Source organism: Blastomonas natatoria (assembly GCF_003201955.1).
Classification (GTDB): Bacteria; Pseudomonadota; Alphaproteobacteria; order Sphingomonadales; family Sphingomonadaceae; genus Blastomonas; species Blastomonas natatoria.
Map to the genome: position 1 here is coordinate 68229 of NZ_QJJM01000001.1, position 19677 is coordinate 87905.

29 protein-coding genes are annotated in these 19677 nt (G+C 63.5%); 12 read left to right on the forward strand and 17 right to left on the reverse strand.

Going from position 1 to position 19677, the window contains the following annotated elements; translation table 11 throughout:
• Positions 1 to 5: 5 nt before the first annotated feature.
• From C7451_RS00365 to C7451_RS00420, 13 genes are all read right to left on the reverse strand, one after another.
• A complete protein-coding gene (locus C7451_RS00365) occupies positions 6 to 440 on the reverse strand; it encodes a DNA-binding protein (protein ID WP_110297005.1) in 435 nt (144 codons plus the stop codon).
• On the reverse strand, positions 437 to 901 hold the full coding sequence (locus C7451_RS00370) for a hypothetical protein (protein WP_110297006.1): 465 nt from the start codon (positions 899 to 901) through the stop codon (positions 437 to 439). The genes C7451_RS00365 and C7451_RS00370 overlap by 4 nt, the downstream gene beginning before the upstream one ends.
• Positions 898 to 1191, reverse strand: a complete 294-nt coding sequence (locus C7451_RS00375; RefSeq protein WP_110297007.1) for a hypothetical protein — start codon at positions 1189 to 1191, stop codon at positions 898 to 900. The genes C7451_RS00370 and C7451_RS00375 overlap by 4 nt, the downstream gene beginning before the upstream one ends.
• Positions 1191 to 2171 (reverse strand): prolipoprotein diacylglyceryl transferase, encoded by a 981-nt coding sequence (locus C7451_RS00380; RefSeq protein ID WP_110297008.1) that lies wholly within the window; start codon positions 2169 to 2171, stop codon positions 1191 to 1193. Before C7451_RS00380 ends, C7451_RS00375 begins: the two co-directional genes overlap by 1 nt.
• Positions 2171 to 2410 carry a hypothetical protein gene (locus C7451_RS00385; protein ID WP_110297009.1) on the reverse strand — a complete coding sequence of 80 codons (240 nt, stop codon included), beginning with the start codon at positions 2408 to 2410 and terminating at the stop codon, positions 2171 to 2173. The genes C7451_RS00380 and C7451_RS00385 overlap by 1 nt, the downstream gene beginning before the upstream one ends.
• On the reverse strand, positions 2410 to 3093 hold the full coding sequence (locus tag C7451_RS00390) for a TRM11 family methyltransferase (protein WP_110297010.1): 684 nt from the start codon (positions 3091 to 3093) through the stop codon (positions 2410 to 2412). Before C7451_RS00390 ends, C7451_RS00385 begins: the two co-directional genes overlap by 1 nt.
• The gene (locus tag C7451_RS00395; RefSeq protein ID WP_167398380.1) at positions 3090 to 3302 is read right to left on the reverse strand and encodes a helix-turn-helix domain-containing protein; all 213 of its coding nucleotides are present in this window, start codon (positions 3300 to 3302) and stop codon (positions 3090 to 3092) included. The genes C7451_RS00390 and C7451_RS00395 overlap by 4 nt, the downstream gene beginning before the upstream one ends.
• Complete coding sequence (locus tag C7451_RS00400; protein ID WP_146215260.1) at positions 3299 to 3526, reverse strand: helix-turn-helix domain-containing protein; 228 nt, start codon at positions 3524 to 3526, stop codon at positions 3299 to 3301. Before C7451_RS00400 ends, C7451_RS00395 begins: the two co-directional genes overlap by 4 nt.
• A complete protein-coding gene (locus C7451_RS00405; protein ID WP_110297013.1) occupies positions 3523 to 3780 on the reverse strand; it encodes a hypothetical protein in 258 nt (85 codons plus the stop codon). The genes C7451_RS00400 and C7451_RS00405 overlap by 4 nt, the downstream gene beginning before the upstream one ends.
• The gene (locus tag C7451_RS00410) at positions 3777 to 4037 is read right to left on the reverse strand and encodes a hypothetical protein (RefSeq protein WP_110297014.1); all 261 of its coding nucleotides are present in this window, start codon (positions 4035 to 4037) and stop codon (positions 3777 to 3779) included. Before C7451_RS00410 ends, C7451_RS00405 begins: the two co-directional genes overlap by 4 nt.
• Positions 4038 to 4167: 130 nt before the next feature.
• Positions 4168 to 4293: a hypothetical protein gene (locus C7451_RS20360; protein WP_279629478.1), complete on the reverse strand. Its 126-nt coding sequence runs from the start codon at positions 4291 to 4293 to the stop codon at positions 4168 to 4170.
• The gene (locus C7451_RS00415; RefSeq protein WP_146215261.1) at positions 4290 to 4592 is read right to left on the reverse strand and encodes a hypothetical protein; all 303 of its coding nucleotides are present in this window, start codon (positions 4590 to 4592) and stop codon (positions 4290 to 4292) included. Before C7451_RS00415 ends, C7451_RS20360 begins: the two co-directional genes overlap by 4 nt.
• Complete coding sequence (locus C7451_RS00420) at positions 4589 to 5557, reverse strand: ParB/RepB/Spo0J family partition protein (protein WP_110297016.1); 969 nt, start codon at positions 5555 to 5557, stop codon at positions 4589 to 4591. The genes C7451_RS00415 and C7451_RS00420 overlap by 4 nt, the downstream gene beginning before the upstream one ends.
• Before the next feature lie 375 nt (positions 5558 to 5932).
• Here C7451_RS00420 and C7451_RS00430 point away from each other — a divergent pair, with 375 nt between their 5' ends.
• The 7 genes from C7451_RS00430 (at position 5933) to proC (ending at position 11393) form a co-directional block, all read left to right on the forward strand.
• On the forward strand, positions 5933 to 6352 hold the full coding sequence (locus tag C7451_RS00430) for a helix-turn-helix domain-containing protein (RefSeq protein ID WP_110297018.1): 420 nt from the start codon (positions 5933 to 5935) through the stop codon (positions 6350 to 6352).
• 13 nt (positions 6353 to 6365) lie between these two features.
• Entirely contained in the window at positions 6366 to 6908 is a 543-nt protein-coding gene (locus C7451_RS00435; RefSeq protein ID WP_110297019.1) for a hypothetical protein, read from the forward strand.
• A 1110-nt stretch (positions 6909 to 8018) separates the two neighbouring features.
• A complete protein-coding gene (locus tag C7451_RS00440; protein ID WP_110297020.1) occupies positions 8019 to 8798 on the forward strand; it encodes a TlyA family RNA methyltransferase in 780 nt (259 codons plus the stop codon).
• A gap of 103 nt (positions 8799 to 8901) precedes the next feature.
• A complete protein-coding gene (locus tag C7451_RS00445) occupies positions 8902 to 9471 on the forward strand; it encodes a TspO/MBR family protein (protein WP_110297021.1) in 570 nt (189 codons plus the stop codon).
• 88 nt (positions 9472 to 9559) lie between these two features.
• Positions 9560 to 9829: an accessory factor UbiK family protein gene (locus C7451_RS00450; protein ID WP_110297393.1), complete on the forward strand. Its 270-nt coding sequence runs from the start codon at positions 9560 to 9562 to the stop codon at positions 9827 to 9829.
• A gap of 138 nt (positions 9830 to 9967) precedes the next feature.
• Positions 9968 to 10471 carry a type III secretion system chaperone family protein gene (locus C7451_RS00455; protein WP_023839217.1) on the forward strand — a complete coding sequence of 168 codons (504 nt, stop codon included), beginning with the start codon at positions 9968 to 9970 and terminating at the stop codon, positions 10469 to 10471.
• Positions 10472 to 10589: 118 nt separating this feature from the next.
• Entirely contained in the window at positions 10590 to 11393 is an 804-nt protein-coding gene (gene proC / locus C7451_RS00460; RefSeq protein ID WP_110297394.1) for a pyrroline-5-carboxylate reductase, read from the forward strand.
• Between the two features lie 6 nt (positions 11394 to 11399).
• On the opposite strand, the gene C7451_RS00465 is transcribed toward proC, so the two are convergent.
• Both C7451_RS00465 and C7451_RS00470 read right to left on the reverse strand, forming a co-directional pair.
• Positions 11400 to 12269: an LOG family protein gene (locus tag C7451_RS00465; RefSeq protein WP_110297022.1), complete on the reverse strand. Its 870-nt coding sequence runs from the start codon at positions 12267 to 12269 to the stop codon at positions 11400 to 11402.
• A 25-nt stretch (positions 12270 to 12294) separates the two neighbouring features.
• The gene (locus C7451_RS00470) at positions 12295 to 13173 is read right to left on the reverse strand and encodes an extensin-like domain-containing protein (RefSeq protein WP_341866604.1); all 879 of its coding nucleotides are present in this window, start codon (positions 13171 to 13173) and stop codon (positions 12295 to 12297) included.
• 154 nt (positions 13174 to 13327) lie between these two features.
• Here C7451_RS00470 and C7451_RS00475 point away from each other — a divergent pair, with 154 nt between their 5' ends.
• From C7451_RS00475 to serA, 4 genes are all read left to right on the forward strand, one after another.
• Positions 13328 to 13933: a protein-methionine-sulfoxide reductase heme-binding subunit MsrQ gene (locus C7451_RS00475; RefSeq protein WP_110297023.1), complete on the forward strand. Its 606-nt coding sequence runs from the start codon at positions 13328 to 13330 to the stop codon at positions 13931 to 13933.
• 24 nt (positions 13934 to 13957) lie between these two features.
• Positions 13958 to 14269 (forward strand): PepSY domain-containing protein, encoded by a 312-nt coding sequence (locus tag C7451_RS00480; RefSeq protein ID WP_244181453.1) that lies wholly within the window; start codon positions 13958 to 13960, stop codon positions 14267 to 14269.
• Between the two features lie 153 nt (positions 14270 to 14422).
• On the forward strand, positions 14423 to 15577 hold the full coding sequence (locus C7451_RS00485; RefSeq protein ID WP_110297024.1) for a phosphoserine transaminase: 1155 nt from the start codon (positions 14423 to 14425) through the stop codon (positions 15575 to 15577).
• A 126-nt stretch (positions 15578 to 15703) separates the two neighbouring features.
• A complete protein-coding gene (gene serA, locus C7451_RS00490; RefSeq protein WP_110297025.1) occupies positions 15704 to 17290 on the forward strand; it encodes a phosphoglycerate dehydrogenase in 1587 nt (528 codons plus the stop codon).
• Between the two features lie 54 nt (positions 17291 to 17344).
• On the opposite strand, the gene C7451_RS00495 is transcribed toward serA, so the two are convergent.
• Together C7451_RS00495 and C7451_RS00500 are read right to left on the reverse strand one after the other, a co-directional pair.
• A complete protein-coding gene (locus C7451_RS00495) occupies positions 17345 to 17806 on the reverse strand; it encodes a PilZ domain-containing protein (protein WP_110297026.1) in 462 nt (153 codons plus the stop codon).
• 71 nt (positions 17807 to 17877) lie between these two features.
• Positions 17878 to 18189, reverse strand: coding sequence for a winged helix DNA-binding protein (locus tag C7451_RS00500; RefSeq protein WP_167398381.1), 312 nt, complete (start codon positions 18187 to 18189; stop codon positions 17878 to 17880).
• Between the two features lie 504 nt (positions 18190 to 18693).
• Between C7451_RS00500 and C7451_RS00505 the strand changes: the two genes are divergently transcribed.
• Positions 18694 to 19584, forward strand: coding sequence for an HpcH/HpaI aldolase/citrate lyase family protein (locus C7451_RS00505; RefSeq protein ID WP_110297028.1), 891 nt, complete (start codon positions 18694 to 18696; stop codon positions 19582 to 19584).
• Positions 19585 to 19677: the final 93 nt, after the last annotated feature.

Consider the following 19677-nt stretch of genomic DNA (forward strand, 5'->3'; position numbering starts at 1 on the left):
TAAGGTCACGAACGCATCACCGCCATCGATCGGGTCACGCCCGCCGCCTCATAGCGCTCGATCCGCTGCACCGCGTCCAGGCGGCGCTCGGCCTCGGCCCTGGTCTTGGCGTTCTGCGCCTCATACCAGCTCCACAGCTGCGATGCCGCGATGCCCGATGCGTCGTCGGGCGAGGCGTGGACCTGCCCGTCGATCGAGATGCCGCGCCGGACCAGCTCGGCCCGCGCGATCGCCGGCAGGATGCGGATCGAATATTCGAGACCGCCGCCCCGGCCAGCGCGCGGGCGCGCCAGCGGAGCGCCCCGGCTGTCCACCGCCAGCGCCCAGCGCTCGTCTGCGGCGCGCTCGTTCACCTTGCGCTTGATGCGCGGCAGTCCGGGCAGGGCCAGCTCGGCCAGCTCTGCTGCGGTGAACCACGTCTTTGTGCCTGACTGGATCAACGTCCGCCCCTCTTCATCGGTTTTGCTATTGTTGCGAGCATTCGCTGGCGGGCCTTCAGCTCCGCCACCTGCCGGTCGATGTTGCCCATCTCTGTCAGGATCATTTCATCCCCAACCACCAGAGCCGCGCCGATCCGGCGCATCAGCGGATCGATGACATCAATGCGCCCCGTCACTGCGATCAGTGCCAAGGCCCGGTGGAAGGGAATGTTATGGTTGCCACGCGCCTCGGACGCATAAGCATCGAGCATCAGTGCCGAGACTTCCTCGTCCAGTAAGGCTGACATCGCGCCTGCAATCTCTTGCCGCGAGCGCGGATCGCCCTTCAAGACCATACTGACGCCAGCCGCTGTCATGGCACCGAGACCAGCCAGATCGGCGGGCTTGGTTGCAGGCTTAGGAACTTCAAAACTGAAGCCCAGCTGGCTGCTGTCAAAGGAAGGGCGGCGCTTGCGGGTCACGGGCGCGCAGGCTCCTGCGGTGCCCAACGGGAGCATGCCGGTGCGTTGACCTTGATGTCGGTGCCGGGTCCCTTGGTCCAACGGATCAGGGCGCATTTCGGGAAGGTTTTCGCCCCGCCTTGGACGCGGCGAATGTGGCGGCAGGTCTTGCACTTTTCGCCAGCAGGACCGGTGCCAGGCTGCGCGGCATAACCGCTCTTGCGCTTGCGCTTGCCGCTGACCAGCCGGATGCTCGGCCTTTCGGTGAGCGGCATGTCGAGCGCCAGTTGGATACGGGGATCGATCGGCATCAGCCGTGCTCCCCCATGCCCAGATCGCGCGCGTGCTCGATCACCTGCTCGGCCTGCATCGGCTCGCGCTTGCCGCTGACCCGATAGCGGCGGACCATGGCGCTGCGGTCGGTGCAGTCGACCAGGATGCAGCGCGCCTTCAGGAATCGGATGGCGGCGTCCAGCCGCGCTTGGCGCTCGGCGATCGGATCGGCCCGCAGCGCCGGTGCGGGCTTGCGCGGGTTGCGCGGGGCGGCGATCGGGCGGGCCTGGATGGGTGCGCTCGGTGCAGTCGCCGGGCGCAAATCGAGCTGACCTGCGATCTTGCGGATCATCGCAAGCCGATCGACCTTCAGCTCGGGCGCTGCGGCGTCTCGCTCTGCATCCGGGCGAGCAGGTCGGGTGGCAGCTCCTGGTCGAGCCGATCGAGAAACGACGCGAGGCGCGCGGTCGCTGTCATCAGCTCGTCCTTTTGGTTCGCCCTGATCGGCCCCGGCCTGTCCAACCCGGTCATGCTCGCCGCCAGCGCGACGTTCTTCGGGGTCAGCGGCAGCATGGGCAGGCTCCTCGGCATCTGCAGGAAGGGATGGCGCGGTCGGCTCGGGATCGCGAAGAGCCGACCGCGCCCCGTCGTCACAGCCACGAGGGGGTTCAGACTGTGGGACGGATGGGAAAGATGCGGCCTCGTCGACGATGACGAAGCCCTGGCGTCCGCGGATTGCAGGGACAGTAAATTCCGCCTCGCTGGTCGCGCGATCGAAGCCCGAGAAGACCGGCTTTTCCGGGTAGGAATCGCAGTCGGGCCGCATGCATGCGGGCACGTCAGCGGGGTCGATGCGGCGCGCGGGCAGGCTGCCCTTGACCTGATCGGCGAGCTTGATCCGCTCAAGCGGTAGATAGGCGGCATCGGTGCCCGCGTGGATCATGCCGAGCAGCGCCCGGACGGTATCGGCGGTGATGCCCCTAGCACGGCGGATATTGGGACGGGATTCGCGCATCATCAGTTCCTCATCATCCAGGGGGCGTCGAAGTCTTCGTGAGGGGCGCTGCAGGGCGGCTCGATCGGCGCAGGCGGCGTCGCCTGGGCGATCGCGCGGCGGGTCTGCTGCATGCGCTGCTGGGCCAGCTCGCGGGCGTCGCGGCGCAGCATGGCCTTGGCCTCGCGCAGCGTGATCCCGTGCGCGACGGCCAGCTCGAACGTCCGCCGATGCGCCCGCCACTTGTCGCCCTGCGCGCCCATCACTTGTGCACCTTCAGGGTCTTGGGGCGCGGCTCGATCCAGATCGTTCGGGTTTCACCCGGCTCGGTCTCGGCAAAACGCTCCCAGACCACCCACATGAAATCGACCTTGCCGTGACGGAAGGCGTTCTCGCCCAGCGCCTCGACGACATCGCCCGGCGGCATCGAGGGGCGCTCCGACAGGATCAGGATGAAGCGCGGCGGATGCTCGTTGAACAGCTTGTGCCGCCCCTCGCTCGCCAGCCATTTGACCGGCAGCAGAGCCGCGATCGTGTTGGCCTTCAACGCAATCGCCTTGCGGATGAACTTCTCGGCCAGGCCCTTGACCTTGCGCCCGCCCTGCACCGAATAGGGCGGGTTGAAGACGATCGACTTGTTCTCACGCGCGTCGAGCAGGCTGGCTTGGTTGCCAAGAAAGTCATGCTCGAACAGGAACAACGGGTCGCTGGTGCGCGCCTCGATGTCCGACCCGGCGACCCAGTGGCCGCGAGCGATGAACGGGCGCAGGGTATTGCCCATGCCGCAGCAGGGGTCCCAGATCAGGTCATCGCCAAACCAGTTCTCGTAGCAGCCGCAGAGCGGACCCTGCAGCGTCTCGATCAGCTTCTCGGCGCACCAGGACTCGTCGACATACCAGTCCCACGGATGCCGAGTCGCGGCGCTGGAAAGCTCGCCGCCGCTCATGCCTGCACCTGTCGGATAGCGGCGAGCAGCTTGGCCGATCCGGCGCGAATGCTGGCTTCCTCGACGCGTTGGTCATCGCGACCGCTCAAATCGGAAACGATGCTGTCGACTTTCTTCGGCTTGATGTTCAGGGCAGCAGCAATGTGCGCCTTGGTGAAGCCGTTGTCCCACAGGTCCATGACCCGTGTTTCTTGGGGAGTGCAGCTCATACGCGGAACTCCATCTTCTTCTCGGGATGGGCGCGCTCGATCGCCTTGCGCAGCTCTCGGCTGCCCTTGCGGATGCGATCTTCGAACCCGCTGTTGCTGATGCCGTACCTGCTCACGATCGTGCCGACCGTGAACGGCTTGATGTCGAGCAGCAGCGCGATCTCGCCGTTGCGAAACCCGCGATCATGCAGCTCCATCACCCGCTGTTCGCGCTGGGTCATCATGATGCGCTCTCCCGCTGCAGGCTCTGCTTTGCCGCCTTGATCCAGGCGGGCAGCAGCTTCTCCTCACCCTCTTCATGGGTGACCACGGCGGACACGCCAGCGATGCGCAGATTGAGGCCGACTTCGCCGCCACGAACCGTCGCGCCCAGCGACAGCTGCACTTCGCCCATGGCGCTGATCCACGGCATCGCGCGCACCAGCGCCTCGACATAGCCGAGCGACCAGACCAGCTTCTCGCGTTCGGCGCGGGTCATCGTGCTGCCCCCAGATGCTGCGGCACGATCCAGCGCGACGGTGGCGGGGCCATCACGTCTTCGAAGGTGCCATCGGCTAGGTCGATCGCGTTGCGGGCGGCGTCGAACGCCTCGGCATAAGCCTGTGTATCGCGGGCACGCCACGCGCCGTGGATCGCCCTGCGCGTCCGCTCGGGCACCTGCGCCCAGTGCGCACCGCAGAACAGCTGGCCCTTGGCGACAGGCGCGCGGCAATGAGTGGCGGAGCAGCGCTTCATCGTGCCCTCCGCGCGATCGAGAACTCGAATATCCAACGGCCCCAGGAGATATAGACCGCATAGCCCTCGGCCTCGCCTGCGCTGTCGCAATGAGTGCACTCGGTGATGTAGCCAGATGGCAGCCAGCGCTTCATGACAGCCACCCCGCGTGCCAGGCGATGGTGACATAGGCGACGGTGCCGGGAAGCGCCGCCAGGGTCATCAGGCCCCAGAATTTCAGGCTCTCGCGGAGCGTGGCAGGGCGACCGTCGTTCATGCCTTGCCTCCCTCGATCTGATAGGGTGCGAGATCGAGCGGCCGCATCGAGGACTCATTGCGCGGGCAAAGAAGGAATACAGCAAGATCAGGGCCGCAAACGGCAGCTGATCGAGCCCAGCGTTGGATGCTCCTATCGCTATAGCCATAGCCATGGGCAGCCAGCTTCGCCGCGAGCGGCACCCCCAGCGCACGAGCTTCGGCGAAGAAGCTGATCGCCTCAAAGCGCCGCCGCGCTTCGTGCTGCCAGTGCATAGGTGCTGACTGAAACCATTCGGTCTGTGCAGATGAAAGGCTCACTTCTGGCCTCCCTGGCGAGCCTTGCGCTCGGCAAGCAAAGCATCGCAGATTGCATCCAGTGCTTTGTCTGGCACTGCTGCGGCGATTTGCGGAGCTGCGCTTGTCCAGTCGTTCGACGACCAGCGATTGAGATTAGAAAACACCCGATCAACGGGACCCTTCGGTAACGGCGACTGACCGAGCTTCGCTTCCCTGATCCCGACGATTTCCTTCGCCTGGGCGATCGTCAGGCCGAGCGGATATTCGAGCAGGCAGTCGATCACCGCGCGGCGATTGTCGAGATCGCCGATCTCGGCGAGCTCCATGACGCTCTTGCGCTTCTGCCCGATCGGGTGACGGGCAAGGTCTTCGTAATGGTCGGGCAGCGGCGCGATGATCTGGCGGTGGATCAACAGATAGTCGCGCAGCGAGCGCGAGGTCATGCCCAGCGCCTCGGCAGTAGTCTGGACCCAGCCATATGCGTGGGAAATCGTTTCCCCCGCATTTTCAGCTTCAAGGCTAGCGAGCGTTTCGGCGCTATGCTGGACGCGGTCTTTTTCTGCTTCCCAGCGTGCCCTGGCTGCAATCTGCTGCTGGGTTCCTTCCGGATGCGCCGCGCGAAACTGCGCCTCGTAGACATCGGCCAGAGCCCGAACGAACAACGCTTTCTCGATCGGCCCGAAGTCCCGGCGATGCATGTTCTCGGACGCCTCGATCAGGCGGAGCTGCAGCTCGTCACCCTCGACGATGATGGCCTTGACCGTCGCCAGGTCGGCCCGCTTCGCGCCCTCCAGGCGATGCAGGCCAGCGACTAGAATGAAAGGCTTGCCGCCCTTGCGGCCAGGGCGGACCTTGATCGGATCATTCTGCCCGTCGCGCGCCATCAGCGCGCCAAGCGCTGCCGCCTTGTCATGCCAATACAGCCCAATCCGCTCGCCGCGTTCGACAGCATTCGGATCGATCTCGATGATCGTGTCGGGGGCCATGTCTATTTGCCCCCCCGATTTAGAGAGTGCGCTGGCACCAGCTTGGCGCTATTTTCCATTTCCATGGATTCTTGCACTGCCTGCTCGACAGCCTCGCTCACCCTGCGGCTGGGTCGCCCGCGAAACAGATCGCTCACGGACGTGGGCGGCAAACCCTTGAGCTTTTGGAACTTTTTGACCGAGCCGTATCGTTTTCGGATTGCGGCCTTGATGTCCTCGGGATGGAGCGACTGATGGAGCATGTTTTGTGAATCCAACATTCTGTTACACGATATTGGATATCGCACATGATTATGTGCTTTGCAAACATCTTTTTGGATTTTGCTCACACGATCATGTGCGCCATTGCCGTTCTCGCATATTGGAGGTCCGGTAATGTCGGTGCTTGAAACGATCGGCCAGCGCATCAGGGACGAGCGGTTGAGGCTCGGGCTCGGTCTCGCTGACTTCTCCGAGAAGGCCGGAGTCCATAAAAACAGCCAGTCGGCCTATGAGGCCGGGCGTACCAGCTGCAACGCCGTGTATCTGGCGATCCTGGGGGACCTTGGCGTTGACCTCAGTTATGTCTTTACCGGCAAGCGATCCGACGGCACCCTGGGGTTTCAGGAGCAATCGCTGCTGACCATGCTGAATGCGCTGAGCCTGCGCGAACGGGAGGCCATTTACAGTGCGGTTTCAGTGCTCGCCGGCAACGTGGTTGACCTGGGTAGCTACGGCCACGGCAAGACTGCGCGCGCGCCTTCGAAGCTCAACAGCGAAAAGATCGGATTCTTGCCGGAGCCTAGCGACCAATGACGCCCAGGTGTAAATGCACGACGATATCCGCTATTACGAACGTGACCGAACCCTCGGAGGGCACATGAGCAAGAAGGTGCAATCGGAATTCGCATCGCCGCTGCTTTACGGTGCAGGGCTGGGTTTGCTGGCCGTGATCGTATGGGTCGGCCTCACCTTTGCTGGGGGACGAGAGAACCATGGTCCTGCCGAGGCAGCCGAAGTCGCGCAGGAAGATGCTGAGCGCGCGCAGGCCGCCATTGATACGGCAGCACGGCGTGCCGCCGAGCGCGCAAAGGGCTTTCACTGTTTGAGCGCTTGGGATGGATCACACACCGGTCTAGTCGATCAGGTCAAAACCGGGTTGCGGAACCCCACTTCCTTCGAGCATTCATCGACGGAAGTCGGGCCTTTGCTGCGCACTAACAACCGGCCGATTAAGATGGTTTATCGTGCTGAGAATGGCTTTGGCGGAATGAACGTTGAAACGGTCTGGGGTGCAATGGATCAGGATACCTGCGGGGTTACCATTATCTCCGACCCGGCGCAGATCGAGCAACTCTTACCGGCGGAATGATCGTCCCACTTCCGTTCATCTTTGCAGCGCGCCGCCGCCGCCGATCTCTCGGAATCATCGGCTTTTCGAGCCAGTCGCTTTCTGGGACCTGGCCGGTCCCACTTCCAGATGCAGCTTTGCCGGTGATCGACGCCACGATAGGCGAGGGCGACGCGGCCTGAAGGCCCGATTAAAGGCCACTTATTGACGCTTAAGAGAGCCTTGAAGGATTGTCGCTGGAAACCCGGCCGACTCCAACCTAACCTGTCCGGGCGTTGTCTAATTAACCATCGACTCTAGACAACGCCCCAAAGCGCCAAATTTTTGGGAGACCCCATGAATGCCCCGGATTTCCGCCAGTCATCCCACGTTGGCCCACCTAATGCCGAGCAATCCCGGCACTCCGATCACTCTTGTCCCCTAACAGGCGTCTGGATTCAACCTAGCTGGCGCGCTGTGGGCGCTTACCCACCCCCTGCCCCTCCCTTGCAGGGAGGGGAGCTTCGTCTTGTTCGTCGCGCGGTGTGGTAAGCCCTCTCCCCTTCAGGGGGGAGGGTTTGGGAGGGGGGAGTGCTCTACGCAGGCCCCTCTCAGCTACGGCTAATCAGCCAAGCTGATAAGCCTTCGCATCTCTCCCCTTAAGGGGAGAGAGCATTCTGGCATGCCGAACAGCCATTGATTTGAGGAAAAAACAAAACTCCGGCGGAGCATGTCGCTTCAACGCACAGGGCTTCACAATATATGAGAGGGGCCGCCGGGAGTCACAGCTCCCTGCGCGGCCCATCACATGGTCAGCGGCCGGAAGTGCCGCCTTCGGAATGTATGTCGCGCTTCTTCAAGCGCCTGCCCTGACCAAAGGGCAGAAGGCTATCAGCCGCGAACACTCCGAATGGACTTGACCGACCCTCTTGCTGAACCATGAGACATCGGATCACCTCCTTTCGCTATGTTGAAACCAAGTGAAGGGCCATTCGCAAAAACCCGGTTTTACTGGGGTTTCTGACGATCTGTATTCCTTGCACCCCTTATGTGAATCATCGCCGGGGCCATCGCAAGTCTTGTAATTCAATTTTTTCCGGGTAATCATCTCGCGCTCGCAAAACGTCGTGTGCGCGGTTAAGAACCGGCCCCATGGCAGAGCAGAACCCCCGCCCATCTCCGGACAAGCCGCGCAAGGCGCGGGTCGATCAGTTGCTGGTCGATCGCGGGCTCGCCGAGAGCCGTTCGCGCGCACAGGCGCTGATCCTGGCGGGGCTGGTGTTCGCGGGCGAGCGCAAGGTCGCCAAGGCGGGCGAGACGGTGCTGAGCGATGCCGCGATCGAGGTGCGCGGGCGTGATCATCCCTGGGTGTCGCGCGGCGGCATCAAGCTTGCGCATGCGCTCGACCATTTTGGCATCGATGTGACCGGCATGACCGCGATCGATGTAGGATCGTCCACCGGCGGCTTTACCGATGTGCTGCTGACGCGCGGCGCGGCGCATGTGTTCGCGGTCGACAGCGGCACCAATCAGCTCGCATGGAAGCTGCGCCAGGACGACCGTGTCACCGTCCACGAGCAGACCAGCGCACGCATCCTCACAGATGCGCATATCACGCGGCGGATCGATATCGTGGTGTGCGATGCGAGCTTCATCGCGCTCGACAAGGTGCTGCCGGTACCAATGTCCTTCGCGAAGGCAGGCGCGTGGCTGGCCGCGCTGATCAAGCCGCAGTTCGAAGTGGGCAGGGACCAGATCGGCAAGGGCGGGGTGGTGCGCGATCCCGAACTGCACCAGGCGGTGTGCGACCGGGTGATGCACTGGCTGGAAAGCATCGACTGGCCTGTCACCGGGCTGACGCAAAGCCCGATTACGGGACCGAGCGGCAATATCGAATTCCTTGTCGCGGCACAGAAGGGGCGCAGCTGCTGACCCGAAGCGGCACGGATTTCCTTGGTAAACCGCGCTGGCATGCGTCAAACGAATCCGATATGCGAAGGGTCAAGCCCTTTTGCGGGCAGGAGAATTCGCTTCGATGAATGAAATCGCCTCTCCCGGTCAGCTCCGTCTCGCCTTTCTGCGCTGGGCGCTGCTGTTTGTTCCGCTGGTTGTGCTGCTTGGCTTTGGAGTCAGCAATTTTTCGGGATCGGGTGAGGAGAATCGCTGGTTTCAGGCGCTGATCAAGCCCGAAGCGCAGCCGCCGGGCGCGGCGTTCGGCATTGCCTGGTCGATTCTCTACGTGATGATGGGGCTCGCGCTGACCGTCGTGGTCACGGCGCGGGGCGCCCGTCTGCGCGGCCTCGCGGTGCTCCTGTTCTTCGTCCAGCTGGGCCTCAACCTTGCCTGGCCGATCTATTTCTTCCGCATGCATCAGGTTTCGGGCGCATTCTACCTGCTCGTCGGCGTATTCGTGGCGGCCTTTGCCACGACGATCGTGTTCGGGCGGATCCGGTCGCTGGCGGCCTGGCTGATGGTGCCTTATCTCGCCTGGCTGTGCTTCGCCTCGGTGCTGAACAAGCAGATCGACGAACTCAATCCGAATGCCGAGCAGCTGGTGGTGCCCCGCGATGCGCAGCGCATCCAGCTGGCCCCGCCGAGCCCGTAACCCGCCTTGCGGTTGGCGTCCCAGCGCCCCACATGCTATGGCATTCACGATCGAGAGAGGCCCGGTGCGCCTCGGCAAGGAGCCTATCATGCAGAACAAGTCCGAATTCGGCGGTGATTTCGCCAAGTTCATCAACGGCCTCGCCGGCACCGTTGCCTGCATGAGCCGTGAGGCGGGCGAAAGCGCGCGCGAACGCACCCGCGAGTGGATCGCAGGGCTGGATTTCGTCAGCCGCGAGGAATTCGACGCGGTGAAGGAAATGGCGGCCAAGGCGCGCGAAGAGGCCGACAGTCTCAAGGCGCGTGTCGCAGCGCTCGAATCCGCGCTTGCGACCAAGGGCGCAGGCGAGGCCGAGTAAGGCGAAATTACCCCTGCTTATCCACAGTTTTTGAACAGACTTCGCGACATGGCGGATGGTGGTCCACCGTCCGCCCATTGCGCGCAGCCGGGCATCGGGTCATCTTGAACATGTGCCACGGGGCGCGAAAGGAATTTCATGAACGAACAGCAGCTTGACCTGGACCGGGAAGAAGCCGCGCCGGTCGACATGCTGGCCGCGCTGTTTGAGGCACGCGGCTGGCCGTGCGAGATGGTGGGCGAAGACGAGCTTCTTACCGAGGTCAAGGGCAGCTGGACCAGCTATCAGCTGCGCGCCATCTGGCGGCATGAGGACAATGTGCTGCAGTTGCTGGCCATGCCCGATATTCGCGTGCCCGACGACAAGTTTGCGGTGATCTGTGAGGCTCTGGCGCTGATCAACGAGCAGCTCTGGCTCGGCCATTTCGACATATGGTCGAACAGCGGGGTCGTGCTGTATCGCAACGGCATGATGCTGGGCAGCGATGCCATGCTGGGCCTCGATCAGGCGCAGCTCGCGGTCGAGGCGGCGATCGACGAGTGCGATCGCTTCTATCCCGTCTTCCAGTTCATCCTCTGGGGCGACAAGAGCCCGCAGGAAGCGCTGGCGGCGGCGCTGATCGACACGCAGGGCGAGGCTTGAGAGTCTTCAGATAGCGCCTGATTTCTTCCCGTTTGTCCCGAGCGAAGTCGAGGGACGTGATCGGGAGCGGTGGCGCATGCGTCCCTCGACAAGCTCGGGACAAACGGAGGTGGTCAGGGTGACACATCCATTCCCCCAATCGCTGCTCGTGATCGGCTCGGGCAATATGGCCGGCGCGATGCTGCGCGGCTGGTTTGCGCAAGGCCTCGATCCGGCCAGCGTGACCGTGGTCGATCCCTCGCCGCGCGATCTGTCGGCAGGCGTGCGCCACCTGACCGGGATTGCGCCTGACATTGCCCCGCCAGACTGGCTGCTGCTCGGCATCAAGCCGCAGATGCTGGGCGATGTCGCACCACAGCTGGCGGGGATCGACCTGTCGCAGGCGCTGGTGGTCTCGATGCTCGCGGGCGTCGAGTGCTCAGGCCTTCGTGCCGCCTTGCCAAGCGCACGCGCGATCGCCCGTATCATGCCGAACATGGCGGTGAGCATCGGCCAGTCGGTTACCGCGCTTTATGCCGAGGGGCTGGGCGAGGCGGATCGCGATCGGCTCGAATCGCTGTTCGCCATGCTGGGCACGGCCGAATGGCTGGCGGACGAATCGCAGATGCACCTCGTCACCGCGCTGAGCGGTTCCGGCCCCGCCTATCTGTTCCGTTTCATCGATTCGCTCGGCAAGGCGGCCGAAGGTCTTGGCATGCCCGCAGATCAGGCCGCGCGCTTCGCCATGGCAATGGTGCGCGGATCGGCCGAGCTTGCGCACCGGTCGGACGAGACGCCCGCTCAGCTCGCCGAGCGCGTCGCCAGCCCCGGCGGCACCACCCGCGCCGCGCTAAATGTCCTTGATGCCGACGCTGCGCTGGACCGGCTGTTGGCCGAGGCGGTCGATGCCGCCGCAAAGCGCAGCGTCGAGCTGGGTCAATAGTCCCGGTCAGCCACAGGGCAGGTCGTAGAAGGTCCGGATCTTTGCCCAGGCCTCATCTGCCGTCTCGACAAAGCTGAACAGGTCGAGATTGCCCGGCGAGATCACGCCCTCTTCGGCCAGCGCCTCGAAATTGACGACGCGGTTCCAGAAGTCCTTGCCGAACAGCATGATCGGGATCGGGGCCATCTTGCCGGTCTGGATGAGGGTCAGGAGCTCGAAAAACTCGTCGAACGTGCCAAAACCGCCCGGAAACACGGCGACCGCGCGGGCGCGCAGCAGGAAGTGCATCTTGCGCAGCGCGAAATAGTGGAACTGGAACGAGAGGTGCGGGGTCACGAAGCGGTTGGGCGCCTGCTCGTGCGGCAGCACGATGTTGAGCCCGACCGAATCCTTGCCGGCATCCGCAGCACCGCGATTGGCCGCTTCCATGATCGAGGGGCCGCCGCCCGAGCAGACGACGAACTGGCGCTTGCCGTCCTCGACGACGCCGCATTCGCTTGCATATCGGGCGAGCTTGCGGGCTTCGTCATAATATTTCGCCTTGGCAACCAGCCGTTCGGCGACCTTCTTTTCCTCAGGACTGCGCGCGCTTTCGACCAGCCCTTCGCACTTGTCGGGCGCGGGGATGCGTGCCGAGCCGTAGATGACCAGCGTCGAACCGATTCCCGCTTCTTCCAGCAGCATTTCGGGTTTCAGCAGCTCGAGCTGGAAGCGCACCGGCCGCAGCTCCTGGCGCAGCAGAAATTCGGTATCGTCAAAGGCCAGGCGATAGGCCGGGTCCTGGGTCTGGGGGGTATCGTGCACCGCCTGTTCGGCAGTGCGGGCATCTTCGGCGGCGCGACGGAAGCGCGGCTCGGTCAGGTCTTTCTTGGTCATCGCCCGCAATTAAGGGGCGAATGCCCTATCGGCAATAGCCTTGCCCGCTCATGTCGACATGCAGATGGTCGCGATGCGCCGCATTGTATTGGGGGCCCAGCACGGTGCCGAAGCGCTTGCAGGCGCTGGCATGGATGGTGCGCAGAAAGGCACGTTCCTGGTTGCTGCCGTTCCACCCGTCCTTCACCGTGATGCGGCGGCCATCGGCCAGCACGAAGGCCGCGATATCGATCGCATTGGCATGAGCATGCTGCGACAGCTTGAGCGATCCGGCGATATTCCGGCAGGCATAGCTGCCCATGGTCTCGATCCTGACCAGCGGGCTGCCCAGCATCTGCTCGGCGGCGCGCGCGATGCCATATTGCGCCCATCCGGCAAAGCGCTGCGCCAGTTCGCAGCGTACCGGACCGATGTTGCTGATGGCCAGCTCGCTGCCACTGCGGCCCGGCTCCGTCAGGCTGATGGCCGACAGCCGGACGCTGCCGAGCTGCGAGCATCCGGCGCCGAAGGTCTGGTCGGGCACGGGCGTGAAGCGCACGCGCGCCTGGCTGAGCTGGCTGAGGCACTGGCGGGTCTCGGCCATGGGCGGGGCGGGGAGAGCGGGACGCATGGCCTGCTGGCTGCGCGCGGGGGCAGGCACCGGCGCGCGCGACAGCCCCCTGCCTTCGGGCAGCATCGAACAGCCCGCAATGAGCACCGACAGCGCGGCGACAAGCGCCATGCGCTGCAGTTCGGGCGATTCGATCATGGTGCTGAAACGCGGATCGATGCGGCGCGGCGCGGACCGTGCACTTGTGTGCAGGACCGCGCCCTCGCCAGCGTTCATCTCCACCGGATTGTCACCGCTCAGGGGCAGCGGACCTCCGGCAGCCAGGGAGGGACCTTGATGAACGCCTTGTTTCATGGCGTTGATCCTAATCAATGAAATTTAACCCTGTTGTTCCGAGAATGGTTAATGTCGCGATAGGCATGAAAAGCCGGGCATTGCGCGGTTCTTGCGACGGGGCTAGCGATGGGTGAGACAAAATCGCGCGGGCTTACGGGGTATTGGAAACACGATGTTGCGACTGATCAACGTGCATGGATTCTTCTGGCTGCTGCTGGCGGTTCCGGCGATTGGCATGACCATCGGCTTTTTGCGCGACCCGGTAACGGCATTCGACCTGATCCATCCCAGCGGCGAATTTTCGGTGCGCTTCATGATCATGGCGATGATGATCTCGCCTTTGCGCGCGCTTTTCGGGCGGCAGCGCTGGCTGGACTGGCTGCTGGCGCGGCGACGCGCGCTCGGGGTTGCGGCGTGTCTTTGCGGCCTGCTGCACCTTGCCTTCTATCTCTATGACATGGGCGACTGGGGCATGATCGCAGAGGAGGCGCTCATCTTCTCGATCTGGACCGGCTATGCGGCGCTCGCCATCTTCGTCGCCATGGGGGTGACCAGCAACAACGCCTCGCAGCGGGCGATGCGCGCAAACTGGAAGCGGCTGCAGCGGCTGGTCTATCCTGCCGCCTTGCTGATCGCGCTGCACTGGGTGTACGTTGACGGCGAAACCATGGGCATGATCGTGCACTTTGCGCCTTTGCTGCTTCTGGAAACCGCGCGAGTCATGCTTATGTTCAAGCGGCGTTCAGCGCGATCTGGCACAGGGGCTGTGACAGGCTGATCGTCCGAGAGGAGAGGGATACCCATGAAGTTCGCACAAGCCATGCTGGCAGTCGCCGCTGCCACCGCCATGCAGTTTTCCGCCAGTCCGGATGCCTTTGCCACCGGCAAGATGAAGTGCGATGCCGGTCCCCAATCGGGCTGGAAGAGCCGGACCGATCTCGAGGCCAAGCTGAAGAAGGATGGGTGGACGATCAAGAAGTCCAAGGTCGATGGCGGTTGCTACGAAGTGTACGGCGTCACCCCCGAAGGCCAGAATGTCGAAGCCTATTTTCACCCGGTGACGATGGAAAAGCTGCTCGTCTCGCAGCGCGGCAAGGTCATTTTCAAGAAGTGATAGCGCGCCGCCTTGTGCATTGATTGCGCAAGGCGGCCTGCTTCTGGCACTGTCCGGCAATTGGTGATTGCTTTTCGTGCAATCCGCCACTAGGGCCGTCGACGGGCCACGCGGTCCCAACGCCGCGCGTGCTCTCTGCAAGGAGAGACTTACATGACTGATACCGTTGGTGCGGGCACCCTGCTCGCCAAGAAACCTGCTACCCTGCCTGCTCGCCCGTATTTTTCGTCGGGCCCATGCGCGAAGCCTCCAGGCTGGTCGGCAGAAAAGCTTTCCACCGAATCATTGGGTCGCTCGCACCGGTCGAAGATCGGCAAGGCGCGGCTGCAATATTGCATCGACCTGATGCGCGAGCTTCTGAAGCTTCCCGACACCCATCGTATCGGTATCGTGCCCGGATCGGACACCGGCGCTTTCGAAATGGCGATGTGGACGATGCTGGGCGCCCGGTCGGTGACCGCCCTTGCCTGGGAAAGCTTCGGCGAAGGCTGGGTGACCGACGCCGCCAAGCAATTGAAGCTCGATCCGGTCATCCTGCGCGCCGATTATGGCCAGATTCCCGATCTGAACGCGGTCGACTGGTCGCATGACGTGCTGTTCACCTGGAACGGCACGACTTCGGGCGCACGCGTGCCCAATGGTGACTGGATTGCCGATGATCGCGAGGGCTTGAGCTTTGCCGACGCCACCAGCGCGGTGTTCGCCTATGACCTGCCCTGGGACAAGATCGACGTCGCCACCTTCTCCTGGCAGAAGGTGCTGGGCGGCGAGGGCGCGCATGGCGTGCTGATCCTCGGCCCCCGTGCGGTCGAGCGGCTTGAGACCTATACGCCGGCCTGGCCGCTGCCCAAGGTGTTCCGCCTGATGAGCAAGGGCAAGCTGGCCGAAGGCGTGTTCAAGGGCGAGACGATCAACACCCCGTCCATGCTGGCGGTGGAAGACGCGATCTTCGCGCTCGAATGGGGCAAGTCGCTGGGCGGCGCGGATGCGATGATCGCGCGCTCCAACGCCAATGCTGCGGCGCTCGATGCCATCGTGCAGGCGCGTCCGTGGCTCGGCCATCTCGCGCCTGATCCCGCCACGCGTTCGACCACCAGCGTCTGCCTGACGGTCGAGGGTGCGGACGAGGCCTTCATCAAGGCCTTTGCCGGACTCCTGGAAAAGGAAGGCGCGGCCTTCGACATCGCGGGCTATCGCGATGCCCCGCCGGGCCTTCGCATCTGGTGCGGTGCCACGGTCGAGACCGCCGATATCGAGGCGCTCGGTCCCTGGCTCGACTGGGCCTATTCCGAGCTCACTTCCAAGTGATTTGAACCGGGTTCCCCGCCAAGGCGGGGACCCATCTCCGGCGCGTGCACCAGGTGCAGCCGTCTGGAGATGAACCCCTGCCTGCGCAGGAGACCGGCACCTTCTTTCCGACACAAGGATATTCCCATGCCCAAAGTTCTGATTTCCGACAAAATGGACCCCAAGGCCGCGCAGATCTTCCGCGAACGCGGTTGCGAAGTCGATGTCATCACCGGCCAGACGCCCGAAGAGCTCGCTGCGATCATCGGCCAATATGATGGCCTCGCCATCCGTTCCTCCACCAAGGTGACCAAGGCGATCCTGGATGCGGCGACCAATCTCAAGGTCGTCGGCCGCGCCGGGATCGGCGTCGACAATGTCGATATTCCCGCGGCTTCGGCCAAGGGCGTGGTTGTCATGAACACGCCGTTCGGCAACTCGATCACCACCGCCGAGCACGCCATCGCACTGATGTTCGCGCTTGCCCGCCAGCTGCCGGAGGCCGATGCCTCGACCCAGGCCGGCAAGTGGGAAAAGAACCGCTTCATGGGGGTCGAGCTGACCGCCAAGACGCTGGGCCTGATCGGTGCGGGCAATATCGGATCGATCGTTGCCGATAGGGCACTGGGCCTGAAGATGAAGGTGATCGCTTTCGACCCGTTCCTGACGCCCGAGCGCGCCGTTGAGCTGGGCATCGAGAAGGTCACGCTCGACGAGCTGCTGGCGCGCGCCGATTTCATCACGCTGCACACGCCGCTGACCGATCAGACGCGCAACATCCTGAGCAAGGAGGCGCTCGCCAAGACCAAGAAGGGTGTGCGCATCATCAATTGTGCGCGCGGCGGGCTGATCGACGAGGCGGCGCTCAAGGAAGCGCTCGATTCGGGCCATGTCGCAGGTGCAGCGCTTGATGTGTTCGCCACCGAACCGGCGCACGAGCATCCGCTGTTCAACACGCCGAACTTCGTCGCGACCCCGCATCTGGGCGCGTCGACCAGCGAGGCTCAGGTCAATGTCGCGATCCAGGTCGCGGAACAGATGGCGGACTATCTGGTCAAGGGCGGTGTCACCAACGCGCTCAACATGCCCAGCCTGTCGGCTGAGCAGGCCCCCAAGCTCAAGCCCTATATGGCGCTGGCGACCAATCTGGGGCGTCTGGTCGGGCAGCTGGAGAGCGACCGCGTCAAGAGCATCGCGATCGAGGTCGAAGGCGCGGCGGCAGAGCTCGACATGAAGCCGATCACTGCGGCGGTGCTCGCCGGCTTCATGAGCGCGTTCAGCGATGCCGTGAACATGGTCAACGCGCCGTTCCTCGCCAAGGATCGCGGGCTCGACGTGCGCGAAGTGCGGCATGACCGCGAGGGTGATTATCACACCCTGGTGCGCGTCTCGGTCGAGACCGCGGATGGCGAGCGCTCGGTTGCCGGTACGCTGTTCGGCAATGCCACGCCGCGTCTGGTCGAGATTTACGGCATCAAGATCGAGGCCGATCTGGGCGGGCACATGCTGTACATCGTCAACCGTGACGAGCCCGGCTTTATCGGTCGTCTGGGATCGACGCTGGGTGAGGCCAATGTCAACATCGCGACCTTCCATCTCGGCCGCCGCGAGGCACGCGCCGGCGGTGAAGCGGTGCTGCTGCTGTCGGTCGACGGTGCAGTGGCCGAGCCGGTGCTGTGGAAACTGTGCCAGCTAGCCGGCGTCAAGTCGGTCAAGAGCCTGAAGTTCGGCTGATCCCGGACAGGCCCTGCCTCGCGCCTGACGGCCCGGGGCAGGGCATCCGGTCTCTTATTTGTCCCGCCGGGCCAGCGAAATTGTCGGGCGATAGGTATTCTGCATCGGCCTGAACCGGGTGAACACATGGTTCTCCAGGGGCTTGTTGACCTTGCTGTCCCAGTTCGAATTGTTGAAGGACAGGCTTTCCACCTGTCTGGTGTCGATCCGCATGTCCGACGTCAACTGGGCTCCGAACTGGCCGTTGCGGACCCAACGCACTTCCGCCTCGAAGCGGCCAAGTCCGGGACGGTCGATTTCGACGACATCGCCGGGAAAGAGAGGAGCGGCGCACCGCCCCCCGATTCCGCCGCTGGATATGTCGCGAATGACACCATCGGCGCTGCCGAAGCGTTCGTGGAACACCGTCACCTTCATCAGCCGATGAACGCGCGGTTCGCGTTCCGGCATTGTCGCATCGCTCTTTAGCGGTGCATCGAAGGTCGAGTCTGTCAGTCCTTTTTTGCCGAATGACATGGTGGGTGCGTCCTTTGGCTCCCACCGCTAAGGAAAAACCCTTAAATCGAGGTAAAGTCGATCCCGATCCTTCAGACCAGATCGAAGCGTTCGAGATACTGTTCGAACTGGGCCTCTCCAAGGCTGGTCAGCGTCACCCGGGTGCGGCGACGGTCGGACCGGTCGGGCAGCATATCCGCATAGCCCTTGTCGCGCAGCTGATGAATCAGCCGCAATGCGGTGCTCTCCGGAGCATCGCTCATCAGGCACAGGTCGCTCATCGACATCTGCGTGCCATTGCGCTTTGCAGCGAGCAGCGCGACGAGCATGTCCCAGAGCGGATTGCGCAGCTTGAGTTCGGGAAAGCAGCTGCTCCGCAGCCGCGCCGCCTGCTGCTCGCGCATGATCAGCCGGTTGCGCCGGTCTCCGTCCGACTGAGGGGCTCGGCCATGATCGCTGGGGGGGGCGTCCGTTCGTACCGGGCGATGCCAGGCGGAGGCGGAACGTGTGCTGGACTCTCTGACTAAGGATTTCACGTGCATTTTCCTGTTGCTGCTCGCGCGCCCATGGCCAGTCTTTACCAAACCACGTCGACCAGCACGGCCGAGCAGGAGGAGATGGCTCTTGTCCCGCAGGTTCTTGCAGTATTCTCAATCGCTTACCACCCCAGTTTTTGGGGGATAGCCCAGGAACTGGGGCATTTATTGCCACCATAACGGATCAAATATTTCGCCGATGCCGCGCTTTGTTGCCCGCACAAGCATGGCCAGTACCATGAAGATTGACAAAAATTGCGTCGGTTCGGGCAGTTGGGCGCGCCGGCAGGCCTGATCCGGCCTTGCGTCGATTGCTCTTTCGGGGCTTGAGGATAAAAGCTCTGCCGACGTGATCTCGAACGGGGAATGCCAATGCAGAATGTTGCGAACCTTGCCATGCGATCCTGGTTGTTTGCTCCTGGCGACAGCGAGAGAAAGATGATCAAGGCGACCGACAGCGCTGCCGATATCGTGCTGCTGGATCTGGAAGATGCGGTTTCAGCCGAAAACAAGCCACGCGCCCGGCTGCTGGTGCGCGATCACCTGGAAAGCCTTGCTCCGGCAGGGCGGTCCCGGGTCTGGGTTCGGACCAACCCGCTCGATGGGCCTTGGACGCTCGAAGACCTGGCTGCGATCATGCCTGCCAGGCCGGGCGGCATCATGCTGCCCAAGGCGCGCGGTCCACACGATATCGAACTGCTCGACCATTATCTGTCCGCGCTCGAGGTCGCAAACGGCATTGAGCGCGGTGCGACGCCCGTGATCGCGCTGGTCACGGAAACGGCGGAGGCGATGTTCACCACCGGCGACTATAAGGGAGCCCCGCGCTTGGTCGCGATGAGCTGGGGCGCGGAGGATCTGGCCGATTCGATCGGCGCTGCCAGCAATCGCAATGCAGACGGCAGCTATGGCTTTACCTATGAGCTGGCGCGCAGCCTGTGTCTGCTCGGAGCGGCCAGCGCGGGTGTGGCGGCGATCGAAACGATCCAGGGCGATTTCCGCGATCTCGAAGGGCTGAAGGCGCGCGCCGAAAAGGTTCGGCGCGATGGCTTCGCGGGCATGCTCGCGATCCATCCGGCGCAGGTCGACGTCATCAACGCGGCCTTCACTCCAAGCGAAGCAGAGCTGGCAGAGGCGCAGGCGATCGTCGATCTGTTCGCGGCCAATCCGGGCGCTGGCACCATCGGCTACAAGGGCGGGATGCTCGATCGGCCGCATCTGTCGCGCGCGAGGCAGCTGCTGGCGCGCGTGGGCCGAGGCTGAACGCGACGCTCTCGCAAATTCTGCAACCACTCCCCTTGCGTTGCAAAGATGCAACACTATCTCCGTTCCACAAGGGCTAGATAGGGTGGAGAA

Coding starts and splice junctions, on each gene's coding strand:
- C7451_RS00455 (WP_023839217.1), top strand. CDS start 9,968: ATGAACGAACAGCAGCTTGACCTGGACCGGGAAGAAGCCGCGCCGGTC.
- C7451_RS00450 (WP_110297393.1), top strand. CDS start 9,560: ATGCAGAACAAGTCCGAATTCGGCGGTGATTTCGCCAAGTTCATCAAC.
- C7451_RS00485 (WP_110297024.1), top strand. CDS start 14,423: ATGACTGATACCGTTGGTGCGGGCACCCTGCTCGCCAAGAAACCTGCT.
- C7451_RS00400 (WP_146215260.1), bottom strand. CDS start 3,526: ATGATGACCCAGCGCGAACAGCGGGTGATGGAGCTGCATGATCGCGGG.
- C7451_RS00375 (WP_110297007.1), bottom strand. CDS start 1,191: ATGCCGATCGATCCCCGTATCCAACTGGCGCTCGACATGCCGCTCACC.
- C7451_RS00445 (WP_110297021.1), top strand. CDS start 8,902: ATGAATGAAATCGCCTCTCCCGGTCAGCTCCGTCTCGCCTTTCTGCGC.
- C7451_RS00470 (WP_341866604.1), bottom strand. CDS start 13,173: ATGAAACAAGGCGTTCATCAAGGTCCCTCCCTGGCTGCCGGAGGTCCG.
- serA (WP_110297025.1), top strand. CDS start 15,704: ATGCCCAAAGTTCTGATTTCCGACAAAATGGACCCCAAGGCCGCGCAG.
- C7451_RS00500 (WP_167398381.1), bottom strand. CDS start 18,189: ATGCGCGAGCAGCAGGCGGCGCGGCTGCGGAGCAGCTGCTTTCCCGAA.
- C7451_RS00380 (WP_110297008.1), bottom strand. CDS start 2,171: ATGATGCGCGAATCCCGTCCCAATATCCGCCGTGCTAGGGGCATCACC.
- C7451_RS00390 (WP_110297010.1), bottom strand. CDS start 3,093: ATGAGCGGCGGCGAGCTTTCCAGCGCCGCGACTCGGCATCCGTGGGAC.
- C7451_RS00420 (WP_110297016.1), bottom strand. CDS start 5,557: ATGGCCCCCGACACGATCATCGAGATCGATCCGAATGCTGTCGAACGC.
- C7451_RS00465 (WP_110297022.1), bottom strand. CDS start 12,269: ATGACCAAGAAAGACCTGACCGAGCCGCGCTTCCGTCGCGCCGCCGAA.
- C7451_RS00385 (WP_110297009.1), bottom strand. CDS start 2,410: ATGGGCGCGCAGGGCGACAAGTGGCGGGCGCATCGGCGGACGTTCGAG.
- C7451_RS00440 (WP_110297020.1), top strand. CDS start 8,019: ATGGCAGAGCAGAACCCCCGCCCATCTCCGGACAAGCCGCGCAAGGCG.
- C7451_RS00430 (WP_110297018.1), top strand. CDS start 5,933: ATGTCGGTGCTTGAAACGATCGGCCAGCGCATCAGGGACGAGCGGTTG.
- C7451_RS00495 (WP_110297026.1), bottom strand. CDS start 17,806: ATGTCATTCGGCAAAAAAGGACTGACAGACTCGACCTTCGATGCACCG.
- C7451_RS00405 (WP_110297013.1), bottom strand. CDS start 3,780: ATGACCCGCGCCGAACGCGAGAAGCTGGTCTGGTCGCTCGGCTATGTC.
- C7451_RS00410 (WP_110297014.1), bottom strand. CDS start 4,037: ATGAAGCGCTGCTCCGCCACTCATTGCCGCGCGCCTGTCGCCAAGGGC.
- C7451_RS00480 (WP_244181453.1), top strand. CDS start 13,958: ATGAAGTTCGCACAAGCCATGCTGGCAGTCGCCGCTGCCACCGCCATG.
- C7451_RS00505 (WP_110297028.1), top strand. CDS start 18,694: ATGCAGAATGTTGCGAACCTTGCCATGCGATCCTGGTTGTTTGCTCCT.
- C7451_RS20360 (WP_279629478.1), bottom strand. CDS start 4,293: ATGAACGACGGTCGCCCTGCCACGCTCCGCGAGAGCCTGAAATTCTGG.
- C7451_RS00475 (WP_110297023.1), top strand. CDS start 13,328: ATGTTGCGACTGATCAACGTGCATGGATTCTTCTGGCTGCTGCTGGCG.
- C7451_RS00435 (WP_110297019.1), top strand. CDS start 6,366: ATGCACGACGATATCCGCTATTACGAACGTGACCGAACCCTCGGAGGG.
- C7451_RS00395 (WP_167398380.1), bottom strand. CDS start 3,302: ATGAGCTGCACTCCCCAAGAAACACGGGTCATGGACCTGTGGGACAAC.